The organism is Carboxylicivirga fragile (genome assembly GCF_050589805.1).
Lineage (GTDB): Bacteria > Bacteroidota > Bacteroidia > Bacteroidales > Marinilabiliaceae > Carboxylicivirga > Carboxylicivirga fragile.
Genome location: NZ_JBNGOY010000018.1, coordinates 82,419 through 97,725 on the forward strand (window position 1 = coordinate 82,419; position 15,307 = coordinate 97,725).

General features: G+C 36.4%; 8 protein-coding genes. 4 read left to right on the top strand and 4 right to left on the bottom strand.

Annotated elements, in window-relative coordinates; all coding sequences use genetic code 11:
* Positions 1-115: 115 nt before the first annotated feature.
* The 3 genes from ACRD7B_RS09965 to ACRD7B_RS09975 all read right to left on the bottom strand — a co-directional run bounded on the left by ACRD7B_RS09965 (position 116) and on the right by ACRD7B_RS09975 (position 5,073).
* A complete protein-coding gene (locus tag ACRD7B_RS09965; RefSeq protein ID WP_430824394.1) occupies positions 116-1,390 on the bottom strand; it encodes a sensor histidine kinase in 1,275 nt (424 codons plus the stop codon).
* Between the two features lie 175 nt (positions 1,391-1,565).
* Positions 1,566-3,074, bottom strand: a complete 1,509-nt coding sequence (locus tag ACRD7B_RS09970) for a PepSY-associated TM helix domain-containing protein (protein WP_430824395.1) — start codon at positions 3,072-3,074, stop codon at positions 1,566-1,568.
* Between the two features lie 337 nt (positions 3,075-3,411).
* Positions 3,412-5,073, bottom strand: a complete 1,662-nt coding sequence (locus ACRD7B_RS09975) for a dipeptidase (RefSeq protein ID WP_430824396.1) — start codon at positions 5,071-5,073, stop codon at positions 3,412-3,414.
* A 354-nt stretch (positions 5,074-5,427) separates the two neighbouring features.
* On the opposite strand from ACRD7B_RS09975, the gene ACRD7B_RS09980 reads away from it, so the two are divergent.
* Positions 5,428-7,671, top strand: a complete 2,244-nt coding sequence (locus ACRD7B_RS09980; RefSeq protein ID WP_430824397.1) for a PAS domain-containing protein — start codon at positions 5,428-5,430, stop codon at positions 7,669-7,671.
* A 39-nt stretch (positions 7,672-7,710) separates the two neighbouring features.
* Here the strand turns inward: ACRD7B_RS09980 and ACRD7B_RS09985 are convergent, their stop codons facing one another.
* Complete coding sequence (locus ACRD7B_RS09985; RefSeq protein ID WP_430824398.1) at positions 7,711-9,291, bottom strand: dipeptidase; 1,581 nt, start codon at positions 9,289-9,291, stop codon at positions 7,711-7,713.
* 168 nt (positions 9,292-9,459) lie between these two features.
* Here ACRD7B_RS09985 and ACRD7B_RS09990 point away from each other — a divergent pair, with 168 nt between their 5' ends.
* From ACRD7B_RS09990 to ACRD7B_RS10000, 3 genes are all read left to right on the top strand, one after another.
* Positions 9,460-11,964, top strand: a complete 2,505-nt coding sequence (locus ACRD7B_RS09990; protein ID WP_430824399.1) for an AsmA-like C-terminal region-containing protein — start codon at positions 9,460-9,462, stop codon at positions 11,962-11,964.
* A gap of 176 nt (positions 11,965-12,140) precedes the next feature.
* Entirely contained in the window at positions 12,141-14,366 is a 2,226-nt protein-coding gene (locus ACRD7B_RS09995; RefSeq protein ID WP_430824400.1) for a glycosyltransferase, read from the top strand.
* Between the two features lie 69 nt (positions 14,367-14,435).
* Complete coding sequence (locus ACRD7B_RS10000) at positions 14,436-15,233, top strand: toxin-antitoxin system YwqK family antitoxin (protein ID WP_430824401.1); 798 nt, start codon at positions 14,436-14,438, stop codon at positions 15,231-15,233.
* Positions 15,234-15,307 lie beyond the last annotated feature (74 nt).

Consider the following 15,307-nt stretch of genomic DNA (forward strand, 5'->3'; position numbering starts at 1 on the left):
GCTTCTAATGAGCACTTATTCAAACTAAAGGTAGAAAAAAACACTATGCAGTATGTAAGAGATTGACGAAGCTCTTAGTTTTCTATATGAATTACCTATTATGTGAAGTTAAAAACTATTCAGACCAAACAAGCGGTAAGCTTAAAAAGAACTCAGTTCCCATATTCTCTTCTGACTCAAACCAAATATCACCTTTTAAGATATTTGTTAAACCCTGGCAGATTGCAAGGCCTAAACCAGCTCCTTGCATCGGTAAGTGCTGTTCTTCCGCTTCGCCTTTTCGAAATTGTTTAAAAATAAATGGTTTTAACTTATTGCTGATGCCCATACCACTATCTTTAATTCTAAAAATAAGATGCCTCTCTGATAGAGTGTAAGCCAATGTAACATGTCCTTTGCTTGTGAATTTAAGGGCATTAAATGTCAGGTTAGTAAGGATTTGAAATAATAGTGTATGATCACTCTCTATTGTGACACTTTCATTTTTGTCGAAATTCATTGAAAACTGAACATCTGGTTTTAATTGTGCCGCAGGAAGCAAAGAATCATGCACTTGTTCCATGCAAGCTATGGCATTTATCGTAGATATTGAAGTAGTTACCTGTTTGCTTTCCAGCTTGGAATGATTAATAATATTGTTTAATAAGTTAAATAAAATCTTACCATTTTGCCCAATAACCTCTAAATATTTTTTTTGCTCGTCTTTAGGAACATCAGGCAAACCTAGTAATTCAGTAAAACCCAGTATGGCATTCATCGGTGTTCGTATCTCGTGGCTAAGGTTTGCAATCATTGAAGTTTTACGTTCTTCCGATTGTAGCGCTTGGTTACGTTCCTTGAGCATTGATTCTTTTGCGAACTGCAAGAGAGGAATTTCAAATATTAAAAATATAACCATTACAGATAAAAGATCAAAAGACCGTTGCGAATCACTCTCGTATTTGGTTATTATTTCGGGATAAAAACTTTCAAGAATAAATAAAGCTACCACGTTAATGGATAATATTATTAAACTAATTGTTTGAGCTCTGCGTGGGCTAAAAAAGACAATTAGTGGAATCATTGCCATTAAAAATACGATTGAAGGACCTGCACTACCTTGTGTTTCAATCCAGGTAACGTTTATGGCAAAGAAAATAATGGCAAGCAGTAGAATACGTGCTGGTTTTATTTTCTTTTTGTAATAAGCCAGCCAATAAATAAAAAGAACTAGAATGCCGATAAAGATATTGAAGACTTGAATGAAAAGAGGGATGTCTAAGATAATATTTATAAAAATATTTGATCCTATTACTGTAAGTGCTAGATAGATGGTGTAGAAGAAGATGATATCATCCAAAGAATATTCTTTAGATTTAAATAATTTATTATTTGCAATTAAATTGCGCATTTTGCCAACCTTCATTCTTTCTACCTCTAAAAATTTCCCCAGTATTTGTTACGCATCAACTATCAAACAGTTGCGTTTGAAACTTATTCAACCTAATAGGATCGCCTTTTTTGCAAACGATTATAATGCTAAGTTGTTATAAGTGAGTGATAATAGTTGTGAGTTTGCATGAAAGTTAAAGTTTGTATCTTTTCCACCATAGCCAGGCTCCAGATATTAATAGAATGAGCGTAGCCAGCCCAACCAAGGGAACAATAAGAATATAAAAGGAGCCAAGAAAATCTTGAAAGATTCGCCCTGTATGAATCTCTAGAGATAGGTTCCATAAGGATATTGGAGCATTCTTTTTGATAAGATCAGGCATCACTGGGAAACCAAGATTCCCTTTCAATTGAGTTGCTCCGCCACCGTAATCTATGTAATATTGGTTGTTAGCTCTTTCGTAATAAGCGGTAACCATATTGTCACCTATGGGGCGACTCATTTTATTTGAACTCCGATGCTCCTTACCACTGAAGTAGTTGTAAACTTTTGATTCAAAGGGTTGCCATTCATACATTCCATTGAAAGACCCAATCAAATATTTTTCGTCATCTAATGCTTCAAATACATTAATTCCCATCACTGAAACAGGTGCTTGAACCGGTATGGTAATCATTTTAGTTTTGTTCTTAGTTAAAGCATAAAAGCCTTTATTAGTCGATACTAAATAAACACTGTATTTTTCATTGTATCGAATGGCCCGAAGCTGATCGTACCAGGCATTGGAAGTGCTTAACATGGTATTTGGAATGCTTTTTATTTGAGTAGAAGCAATGGCAATTAGCAGTGGAGGCCTTAAGAACATGCCAGTAATGGTTGTAAAAATAAGCAGTACTACTGTTAATATGCCTAATTTGTTATGCCATTTCACACTAAAACGAAATAACTTTTGTTTGTTCTGTATTGGATTTAGTTTCTTTTTTGCTCGCTTAATTAGTTTAGGCCATATGTACCAAACTAATCCCGTAATACTAAAGAATATAAATAATAAGGCGATAGCATCTACAAGTAATTGGCCAGTTGTCCCAATTATTTCACCACTGTGTAACACCCAGAGTGTTTTAAATAAGCTGGTTTGTTGTTTGTGATTTTCAGGAGCTGGAAGATAACTAAATGCTATATCTGAATTAGGATTCTTAAGTGGAAGCATTCCCAGCTCACTTCTTGTTAATACAAGTAAAGTATCACCCTTTGAAATAATATCGCATATGCGTTTATGTTCTGGTTCAATCTCAATATAAACCCATTTATTATTGATGTACTCATATAAGCCAAATAGTGTACCTGCAAATAAGCGATTGTTATCTGTTTTAAACAACTTACTTATTTTTCGATTATCAATGCCAACAGGAAAGCCATCATTGAAATCACTCCACAAATTTGTGTCGTGATTGTATTTCCAACATCCAACATTGCCATAAAATAGTGTGGTTGTCGAATCCAATTCTACACTTCCACGTAAAGCAGCACTATTCCAATTATTGTAGCTATAACTTGATGGCAAATAGTTTCGACTAATATTAACTTTACTAATCAGGCTACGATGGTTTAATGCTATACCGGATAGTGCAAACAGAAGTAGCATAACACTAAGGATGATACCAGCCCATTTATGATATTTTTTCCAGAATTTCATAGTCATGCAAAAATAGGATTAAAGAATAACTATCAAAGCTAGAACTGTAAAATCACCATTTATGGGGATTAAGAATGTAAGAAGGAGGTTTAAGTGTGGTTTTTTAATAAATGGTACTTAATATTTTAACCACTTCTTGGGATTGCAGTTAAATTTCGGTCGCCTTACTTTTGCCTAGGTAAATGGAACGCCATTATATACTACATGAACTAACAATTGGTTATTGTTACAAAGGCCTTTTAATCTATTCAGCCAATGGATTAAAAGGTTTTTTTTTATGCTGAAGTATTTATAAAAAAAGCCCCGCAATTGCGAGGCTTTTAAAGCATATTTTATTGAATTCCTATTTCGTAGGAAGTTCTTTCATTTTTAATTTTTCACCAGCATCTTTTACAACCGATCTGTAATAATCTTCAGAATATCCTGGGAACTTAGGTGGTTTTGAAATACCATGTTCGTTAAGTAAAAACTCGCCATCCACTTCTTCATGTAAGTTACCATCGTTGTATTTCACCAACAAGAATTCACCTAATCTTTTCCATCTTTCAGTAACTAGTTCTGCTTGATTCATGGAGAAATCAGTCAAAAATTGACGGGCTAAATCCGGATTCTGATCATACAATGCTTTGGCTGACTGATCAATAGCCGTAGTAAATGATGTTAAGTTATCTTCCAACTCTGTTTGAACCTTTTTAATATCTTCAATCATATAACTATAGCGACCATATGCTCTGTTACTTACTGTTGTAAATGCCCAAAAAGCAGAACTGTCAGAATAGTTTATCATATCGCCGTTACCTACTGCTAAACAGTGAGGAGCAGATGTCATACCAGCATACATTGGCATGTAAACACTTGAAGCAGCATCATCAACACCAAACCATAAAATACCACCAATGTGAGCAGGTAACCAATTACGCATTTGAGCTACAAATGAAAAAGCTGTTTGTTGAGTTGCAATGGCACGTTCGTTGAAATACGTTTCATCGTCAACTTTCCAAGTTAAAGGACGGAAACGGTAAGGTTTTGCATATGGGCCAGCACCAACATCTTTAGTCATATCAAGCGGCGTACCTTCGTAATGGTCACGCATAATGTTCATCACATCGCGGTGTGAAATTTTTCTGTTTGGCTTGATGAATAAAGGCATACGTTCAGTCGTATTTCCTTGCGCATAATCTACATAGTCACCCATTTCAGCAGGGTTCATAATGTTGAAGGCGCTCCATACACGTGCATCACAGAAACGAACAGCTCCAAAGTCAAGTGGGGCATAGGCATCAGCAAAGCTGAAATTTTTATTCTTTCCATCGAAATAACCTTTCTCACGAGCAAATGAAATAACATCTTCTGAATAAAGACAGTTTTCCTTATCGTTTAATGGGAATTGCGTAATACGCGCTTGATTGGCATGTGCCGAAACATATCCATCTGGTATTTGAATAGCTACCCACACAGCACCTTTGTTATTTTCGCCTTTACCAATCATTTCCATTACCCAAACTTCGTCGGCATCGGCGATAGAAAACGATTCGCCAGAACTGTAATAACCATATTTTTCAACTAAATCAGTCATTACTTTAATGGCCTCACGAGCTGTTTTAGCACGCTGTAAGGTAATGTATATTAGGCTTCCGTAATCAATTAAACCTTCAGGATCTCTAAGTTCAGATCTTCCACCGAAAGTTGTTTCTGCAATTGTCAACTGATGTTCGTTCATATTACCTATTACAGTATAGGTTGAAGCTACCTGATCAATTTCGCCTAAATATTTTCCAGTATCCCATTCGTTTACTTTCAACATGGTTCCTGGTTCGTAGCTTGCTGCAGGCCAAAAGTATAGTTCGCCATATAAGTTGTGTGAATCGGCAGCATACGACACAAGTGTAGAGCCATCAACCGATGCATTTTTTGTAACTAGTACATTGGTACATGCATTTGTTGGAACCATGTTCATAAAGGCAATTGCTGCAACTGCTACAAATGCCGTTAGTCGTTTCATCATATCAAATTATTTTATGTGAATTGTTTCTTATGCAGACAAATATATAAAATTCATGATATTTGAATGTGAGTTTTGTTAGGTTTTAGCGTCAATGTAGTATTTGCTTTTGTGAGAAGTTGAATTGTTTTAATCTTTCGTATTTGATTCTTTTGTAAAAGGCACTCGCTATCAATTATTTGTTGTTTAAAGGTATTTTTCCTACTTTCAAATCAAATTGAGAATACATCGTCAAATATTAAGTATTTATTACTTGAGCTTGTCGCATCATAAAGATATTGGGGTTATCTTTAAGATATAGTTTGTTTCTCAACGAATTGGGGATAATATAAGTATTTTGGTGTTGTACGTGATGCAATGCCGTATGATTTAAGGTGTATGGGTATTTCGGAAGAAATAATGAGAGCATTGGATTATTCATCTGATATTGTTGTTTATACAACAGTTAGAGGAACGATAAAATATGTGAATCAGAGATTCGTAGAGAAATACGGTTATACGCAGAGAGAGATTAAAGGTAAGAATCCTTCCGTTTTAAATACTGGTTATCACGATGTTGAATTTTATGAGAACCTTTGGAATACCATTTCTCATGGAGAAACATGGAATGGTGTTTTTCGAAATAAAACGAAGGATGGCCGTTTAATATGGGAGAAAGCTTGTATTAATCCAGTAAAGTATAATGGGGGCGAGATAGTCGGTTATTTAGCGGTTAAATCAGATATAACTAAAGAAATAGAAATGGATGCTCAGCACATGGAAGAGCATTTATTTATGGAGGAGCTTTTTGCCAATGCACCTGTTGGAATTGCTATATGTGAGCCGATTTTGGATGATAATAAAGAGTTGAAGGATTTACTGGTTATTAAGGCAAATCCAACGGCAGGAAGTATCGTTGGTCGCCTGGGCTTAGTTGGGTTAACGCTTAATGTTATTTTACCTGGTGCTAATACCAATAAGCAACGTTTAAAAATGATGTTGCAACGAAAGTTTTCCTTTGAGGCACATCTCGAGGAGTTAGGAAAGCATTTAAGGTTTCGGTCTTTTCCTTTTGGACAAGATCATCTTTGTGTTTTCTTTTATGATGTATCGCATTATAAATCTACCATATCGGCATTAGCAACAAGTGAGGAGCGTTATTTCAAGTTGGTTGAGGATGCACCTGCTTTAATTAGTCGTTTCGATGCCGATGGCCTTTTAAGTTATGTCAATAATCAGTATTGCAAGGTTTATGGTGCTGATCAGGATGAACTGTTAGGGCAAAATTTCTTATCGCGTATTCCAGATAACGAACGAGATAAGGTATGGAATGCTATTCAGAAACTAACACCTGAGCAAGCTTTTAGTGAGTTGGAATATCGAATTGAAACTGATTCAGGAGAGACAAGGTGGTTACATAGATTGGATAGGGCTCTGCTTGATGCGGATGGAAAGATATTTGAATACCAATCAGTTGGTATGGACTTTACCAGTATTAAACGTACCGAAGAAGCTCTGATTCGTAATCGAAATCATCTGGATGCTATTGTTAATAATTCAATAGTTGGTATTGCAGTGGTAGATCCTGATGGGCAATTTAGTATGGTTAACTCTCGAATGGTTGAGATGTTTGGTTACCTATCAAAAGACGATTTGTGTACCAAAACTTATTTAGACGTCACGCATCCAACTTTCGTTGAAGCCTCACGCGAAAAGGTAAATCAATTGTTCAAGGGAGAGATTGACCAATACAATATGGAAGAACAATACCTAAGAAAAAATGGTGAGGTTTTTTGGGGCGATATAAGAGTTTCGACATTAAGAGGAACTGATGGTAAAGTAAATCAGGTGGTAGGAATGCTGACTGACATTAGTAAACGTAAACTTTATGAGCAGGAACTAACCAAGAGTGAGGCCAAATTAAAAGAGTTGAATTCAACCAAGGATAAGTTGTTTTCGATAATTGCTCATGATGTTAAAAACCCGTTTAATGCCATTCTGGGCTTCTCAACCTTGTTAAGAAATAATTTAGAACATTACACCGAGGAGCAGATTAAAGATTTTGTTGGTCGTATATTATCGGCCAGCGAGAATGTATATAAGCTTTTGGATGATTTATTGATTTGGGCCAAATCTCAATTAGGCCAAATGCAGGTTAATTCTCAATATTTTAGACTGATTAGCTTATTTGCTGAGTCGTTTGAGAGTTTCGGACCACTGGCAGAGAATAAAAATATTGAACTAATTGATGATGTGGATAGTAAGTTAGTGGTATATGCCGATGTTGATATGTTGCGCTTTGTGGTACGCAACTTAATCCATAATGCCATTAAATTTACCAAGGACGGAGGTAAAGTTGAATGTAAATCAAACGTTCTTAATGAGGAGGTTGTTCTTTCCGTAAAGGATACGGGTATTGGAATTCGACCTGAACGTTTAAAAGTAATATTCGATGTTGGTGAGTTTATGGCTACTTCGGGTACCTCAGATGAGAAAGGAACCGGACTCGGTTTACATTTAGCCAAGGAAATGATTGAAACCAATGGTGGAAGAATAGAAGTAAAGAGCGAAGTTGGAATAGGAACGGAGTTTCTAATTTATTTACCGCTTAATAAGGAATAAAAAACCCAGCTACTAACTGGGTTATTATGCAATTATCTTTTAGAATTTCTCATCGTATTTTGTCCAGAGGTCATCACCAAGCTGCCAAGCAGTATCCACTACTTTTTTACCCCACATATCAGTATATCGAGTAAGATAGGCGGTGGTTTGTTTACGATTCATGTTCATTGCAGCTTTTTCGGTTTCGGTTTGTTTAGCAAATATCTCTTTCTGAAGCGGAAGAAGTACAGCATCAACATCTTTGCGAGCATCGTTCCAACGTATGCCTGCCAAGGTACTCATTCGGTTAAATGCCCACCATGCTGAGTTGCGGTTAAAACCATTTCTTCCAGGTGTCTTGTATGATTCGGGTAGGTCGCTAACACTGCAGTAGATAGGAATGTAAACCGATGTCGCTATATTATCTTGCGCCATCCAAACTAATCCTCCAATCTCGTCGGGTAACCAATCTCTACTTTGAGTGATAGTGCCATACATGGTGTACCAGCGTGCAATGGTGCGTTCTCCAAGTTTACCCCATCCACCGTGTATGTTGTGAATGTCGTAGCGGTCGTATGGCATAAATGGGTTGGCATAAGGATGTGGTATACTGTCGCCTTCTTCATTTACTGTTTTGATATGACCAACCATGTCAAATGGTGTATGTTCATAATAATCCTTGAATAAGTCAACCATCTTTTCCAGTGTTACCTTCTCTTCAGGTTTAACCGAGAAAGGAAAGTCACGTCCGTTAGGATCAAGATTTAACGAAGGAGCTACCAAACTAAGAACCCGCCATTCGCGACGAGTAGCCGCCATTGATGAACGACCTTCTGGTGCATAAGCATCTGCAAATCGAAAAGCAGTACTGTCGGCATTCCACCATGCACTATCTTTAGCCATGGTAAACAGGTTCTCCGAGTACATAAAGTCTTTGGTGTTTGCTGTATCAACTTCCTGGATGCGTGCAGCGTTAGCATTTACACTCACATGGTCGTCAGGTACACGCTGTGCTACCCATATGGCCCCAACCTTATCAGTCCCTGGTCCAACAATTTCCAGATGCCAAACTTCTTTCTTGTCAGCAATGGTCAAACATTCACCATAATCACTATAACCATATTTTTTGGTTAGATCATCGCATAAAAGCAAGGCTTCGCGAGCAGTAGTGCAACGCTCAAGCATCAATACTATTAAGCGCTGACAATCAATTATCCCTTTTGATGATACCAAAGATTCGCGACCACCAAATGTTGATTCTCCAATGGCTAATTGCTTCGTATTCATACAAGGATAAGCCGAATTAATATAACCATGTGTATTCTTTACTTGAGGAATACTACCTACAGGCGTGTGCTTGTAGGCTGGCATTTTACGCGTATCATCCTTCTCTCTTTTATACATGGTTATTTCATCGCGACGGCCATGTTTTTGCTCCGGCACAATATCCATCCACGATCGTGTACGGTGGCTGTCATCGGTATGCGAAGTCATTACCGATCCATCGAACGATGCTTTTTTACCAACTGTTATAGTGGTGCAGCCTTCTGGAACACCGGCCTCCCAATCTGCTTTTATTTGTGCATTGATAGTTTGTACACCAATGATCAATAAAAGGCTTAATCCTAGTTTAGAATGCATGTGTATATACTTTTAATATTATCAACTTAGAAAAACAAAAATATTAAAAATGAAATGGCTACAATATAATTTTAAGTTCTTTTAAATTTAGATTTTTAGATGGGACACAGTATTTTGCTAACTTTGGGTTTCTTACAATAAGTTGAAAAACAGTTTAAATAGTTATATATGAAACGTATACTGAAGATATTTTTGGGAGTTGTATTGGGTATCTTTTTGCTTTTATTGATTCTGCCGTTTGCATTTAAAGGGCAAATTGAAACCAAGGTAAAGGAAGAAATCAATAATCAGGTTAATGCCAATGTTAATTATGAATCGTTTACGCTTTCCTTTCTCAAGGGCTTTCCTGATATTTATATTGGACTAAATGGCTTGAGTGTAGTTGGTCATGCTCCTTTTGAGAATGATACACTATTATCTTTGGGTAAATTTTCAACCGAAGTTGATTTGTTTAGCGCCATTTCAGGTGAAGTTGTTGTGAAATCTGTTTTACTGGATCAGATGCACGTAAATGCCATCGTATTGGCCGATTCAACTGCTAATTGGGATATAGCTAAGGCTAGCGAAGAAGAAGTAGTGGTCGAAGAAGATAGCGATGGCGAATCATCTTCGTTTAAAGTGGTACTTAAATCCTTTGTTATTCGCGATGCAAATATTGCTTATACGGACAATACCATGGCCTTGAAAAGTGAGATTAAGGGTTTTCAATTGGACTTATCGGGGGATATGTCGGAGAGTATAACCAATATTCAAGTTGATTCTGATGTTGAAGGCCTTTATGTTGATTTTGAAGGTATGAAATACCTTAAGGGAGCTTCTCTTGGTTTAAATGCTGGGGTGAAAGCGGATTTGGAGAACATGATTTTTACATTTCTTGAGAATGAGTTAAGCGTAAACCGTTTGGCGCTTCAAATGGATGGAACATTAGAAATGAAGGAAGAAAGTTATGTGATGGATTTATCACTTGGCACGAAAAATACTGATTTTAAATCTATTCTGGCGCTTATTCCTGAGGCATACATGACCGATTATGAAGCCCTGAAAACAAGTGGTAATCTTGATTTGCTGGCTACCGTAAAGGGTGAATATGTAGATGAGGAACATTTGCCAGCCTTCGACATACGTTTAAATGTAGCAGATGGCATGATTCAATATCCTGACTTGCCAAAATCCATCGATGACATCAATGTGAAACTAAATGTAAATAATCCAGGAGGTTCTCCCGATGCCACAGTGACGAATCTGGAGCAGTTTCATTTTGAATTGGCAGGTAATCCCTTCGATGCACAACTTGGATTAACTACACCAATAAGCAATCTTACATACACTGGTTTGATAAAAGGTAAAATCGATTTTTCTTCATTAGCCGATGCCATTCCTATGGATAGTATCGATATTCAAGGATTGGTTGCTGCCGATATCACTTTGGATGGCGATTATGAGATGGTTGAAAGAGAGGCCTATGATGAAATTGAAGCCAATGGAAATGTGAATATGACCGATTTTTACTTCAACAGTAAAGACATGGCTCATGGTGTTTTAATTAGCGATGCACAACTGCTTTTAACGCCACGATTTGTTAGCCTTGAGTCGTTTGATTCTAAGATAGGACAGAGCGATTTTAAATTAAAAGGCAAGCTTGAGAACTATTTGGCTTATGCACTTAGCGATGGTGTTTTAAAAGGCAAGTTAAATCATAAATCCAATTACATTAATAGTAATGAGTTTATGGTCGAGTCTGAGGTGCAAGAGGTGAGTGTTGAGGATACAACATCCCTTGAAATAATTGCTATTCCTACGAATCTGGATTTTGTTTTAACATCAGATATTGATCGCTTATTATACGATAAATTAAACATTGAGCATACCAAAGGTAAGATTGTTATAAAAGAGGGCAGTGTGGTGTTGGATGGTTTAAATATGAACTTGCTTGGAGGTGATTTAAACATGACTGGGCAATACAATACATCTGACATTGAAAAACCATTTGTTGATTTTGATTTTGTGGGGCGTAACATTGATATTAATAAAGCTGCTAATTCCTTCAGTGTGATCGATTCAATGTTACCATTAGCGAAGAATGCGGTAGGTATTGTTTCTCCAAAATTCAAGTATTATAGTGAATTGAAAGAGGACTTTAAGCCTGTTATGTCAAGTATTGATGGAGGAGGAAATATCAAGTCAAAAGGGGTTGAGATTTCAGGCTCTAAAATTCAAAATGGTATTGCTGCAATGGTAAAAGATGAGCGATACAAAGTAATGAAGGCAGAGGATTTAAACATTAATTTCAAGATTGATAAGGGAAATGTGATTGTTGAACCTTTCAAGACCAAGGTATATGGTAAGGAGATAGAGGTACAGGGAACGCAAGGCGTAGATCAAAGCATCGATTATAAAATAACAATGCCTGTTGCACGACAAGAAGTAGCTGTTATGGCAGGCCTTATGGGAATGAATTTACCAACTTCGGGTGATGATTTAATGGTAGATGTAATAGTTAAAGGAACGGTGCAAGAACCGGCTTTAAGCTTAAATTTAGATAAAGCCAAAGCAGAAGTTGGTAATGAACTTGGAAAGGAAGCCGAAAAAGCGGTTAAAAAACTACTGGAAGATCCTGATACACAAAAGAAGGTGGATGAATTGACCAAGAAATTTAAGAATATATTCAAATAGAAGAAAAGTACTTCGAAGAGAAAAGGGATGCATTTATTGGCATCCCTTTTCTTTTATTACAAAGTAAAACATTATTTTTAACCTAGTTGAATATGATTATTTAAGCCGTAGAAACTAAATGTTCGCTCTTTTTTACAAAGAACAGCTTAATTATCAGTACTAAATCTCTCTAATCAATGAATGTAGTTATTATATCTCCTTGTTACGATTTGCAGCCAGATGTTGCAATACAGAGCAAACAGTTGGCTGAAGCATTAGAAACGAGTGGACTGCATAAGGTGCGTCTGGTGGAAGTGGTTTCTGATTTGCAAAATGTCAATTCAAATGCTGATTTGTTCATTGAAAGAGAAGAGTTTTCAAGTTATGGCAAGGTGGCTGAGTACTTGAACCACAATGCTGATATTTGTTTCTTACAACACGGAAATAATGTTTACGGTGGTCACCGTGGAAGGTTTATTCTTGATTTAGTTTATAAGTTGAATAAACCATTGATAACTATCTGTCATTCTGTGGTTAATAATCCAACTACTAATGAGAAGAATGTGCTTGGAGCACTTGCTGCCAAATCCGAAAAGCTGGTGGCCTTAAGTCAATTAGGCTTTGACTTTCTTGAGCATTTTTACAAGATTAATAGTGAAAAGATAGTAAGAATTGAGCGTGGAATACCTGTAATCGCTAAGGATGATTCTGAATCGTTCTTGAAGAAATTGCAGCTCGATGGAAAAAAAGTTATTTTATCAAGTGGTAGTCTGCAACCTCGCAAGGGCTACGAAACGGTGATAAATTGTTTACCATCATTATTGAATCACCACCGCGATATTGTTTATTTAATTGCGGGTAAAACCGAGAATACTGAATTAAATAAGCGGGGAGAGGAATATCGACAATCGTTGATGATGCTGGCGCAAAGGCGTGGTGTTGCTCGTAATGTAGTTTTTTACGACCATGATGTAAATGGTGAGGATATGATGCAGTTGATTTCTGAATGTCAGCTTTATGTCTCATCAACATTAGAAGAAAGAACATTGGATAGTTTATCTCTGACAATGGCTGTGGGAGCGGGAGCTATGGTTTTATCCACGCCTTCATGGTTTGCTAAGGAATTGTTGGATGATCAACGAGGAATACTTTTTCCATTTAAATCATCAACAGATTTAAGTCAGCATATACTAAATGTATTAAGAAGTGAGCGCGAGAGAAAGATGTATAAAGAAAATGCCGCTTTGTATGGGGCTCAGTACATTTGGCCGGTTTTGAGCTTGAAGTATTTAAAGTTAATAGATAAGTGTGGTGGTGAAGGTGTTGCGAATAAGGATTCTAAGTCGCAGATTAACCCTTTGTTCTTACCTGCAAAACGATTTGATCATTTAAATAAATTGACTAATAAGACGGGAGTTTTATCACGTTCGCTTAATGAAGTTATTGATTTTAAAAGTGGCTATCAACTTGTTGACAATGCTTTAGCTTTGCAATTATTAGCTTTGAGTCAGCGTTCAAATCAGGTGGATGAAAATCTCGATAAAATTCAAACCTATCTTTCAAGTATTGCTTATTGTGAAAATGAGAATGGCACTTGGAGTTCTGGTTTTGGTTTTGATAACGAAAGGAAGAAGCGGGCAAGTGAATTTGATATTGGTATAACTGCTTGGTCATTAGGAGTTTTATATCGATACACCGACAGTCATTATTTAAAGGACTCTGCCTTTGTTATGCTGCATAAGTTACTGAACCAGAATATTGAAATTTCAGATATTAAGGCAAAGGCAGCCTGTGTTATTGGTATAAGTTATGTGATTGATGATGATGGCGCTGAACCTGAGTTGTTTAATTTGGTTAAACGATTTGCTAATAACATCTTAAGGCTATTACCTGAAGATAATATTAAATGGCCATGGTACGAGGCTGAGATGAGTGATTCCTTTGCTCTAATACCTGCAGCTCTTGCTCATGCTTACAAGGTAATTGGTGATGAGCGCTATTTGTCAGCTGCACGTCGTTCGTGTCGTTTTATCGAAAGGCTCTTGTTTGCTGAGGGTATGTTTAATCCGGCTATAAAAGGTATGTGCAACGGAGATGTGAAACACCGTAAAGGGCTTGATCAGGATGCAATGGAAGCCTATTATTTGGTGGTGTGTTATGCCGAATTGTATAAGGTAAGCAAAGAACCTCTTTATTTAAAACAATTGGCGAAGACTCACCATTGGTACTTAGGTGAAAATAATATCTTCAAATCACTATACGATCATTCGAGTGGCGCTTGTTATAGCGCACTGGGTAGTCGCGGTATTGTAGCAGAGAAGGCAACGGCAAGTACTTGTGCTTACTGGTTATCGCATTATACCTATCTAGAAATCTATTTTGAGGAAATTAAGGAGTTGATGATTGGTTGTTCTATTGAGTAGTTAGTCTCTATTTGGTGTTGTTCTTGAGTAGTGCTATCAAAAAGTAAAACATAAATAGATAATGAATTAATGGGAAGAATGGATTTTATTTTGAGGATAAAGCTAATGTTTGGTTATATCTTTTATTCAATGGTGATTTTAGTTATACTATTTGGGGGCATGGCCTTATTTTCCGCCTTAGGCATTGGAGATTTTATTATTGAACATTTTCCAGAATCTATTTTAGACTTCTTTAATATCTTTTTATTATTCGCTGTGATTGCCTTATTTCTAAATCAAGATTCTATAAATGGAAGCGGACTTGTAAATAGATTCTTTAGTACACAAGTTGTCTCTAATAAAACGAACTTACCAGCTAGTCCTTTAAAATGTTTTTTTAGGAATGTGTTTATTTTTATCCAACCTATTGACTTCCTAATAACTTTGTTTTATCCACCAAGGAGCTTAGGTGACTATATAGTCGGAACTAAGTTAATTGTGAACCCAAGTTTAGTTGGAACAAGTGTCTATAATTTTAAATCATTTGGTTTATACATAGTAACTAGCTTAATGGCATCTGCTATTCCTTCCTTTATTATTATTTTTGCTATTCAAAATGTTGGAGATATTCCAACTAGAGAATATGAGGAAGGAACAAGTCTAAAATATCATGAAGAAGTAGTGAATAATTCGACTAAAATAACTCGAGCATATTCTCAAGACAGCATCCTTAGAATAGAATTTACTATGAAAAATGGTAAGTATGAAGGTGTATACAGGGAGTGGAATGAGAATGGTTTGCCACAAACTGAAATTGAATATGTAAATGGTGTGCGTAATGGAATAACAAATTCATACCATTCCAATGTGTCGACTTCCCTTTTTTAGGACATGTTAAAAGTAGACTTTTTTCTTTTTTCTCAAAACCAATTTTCAAAAGCTCTTTTAGTAAGGCTGAATGG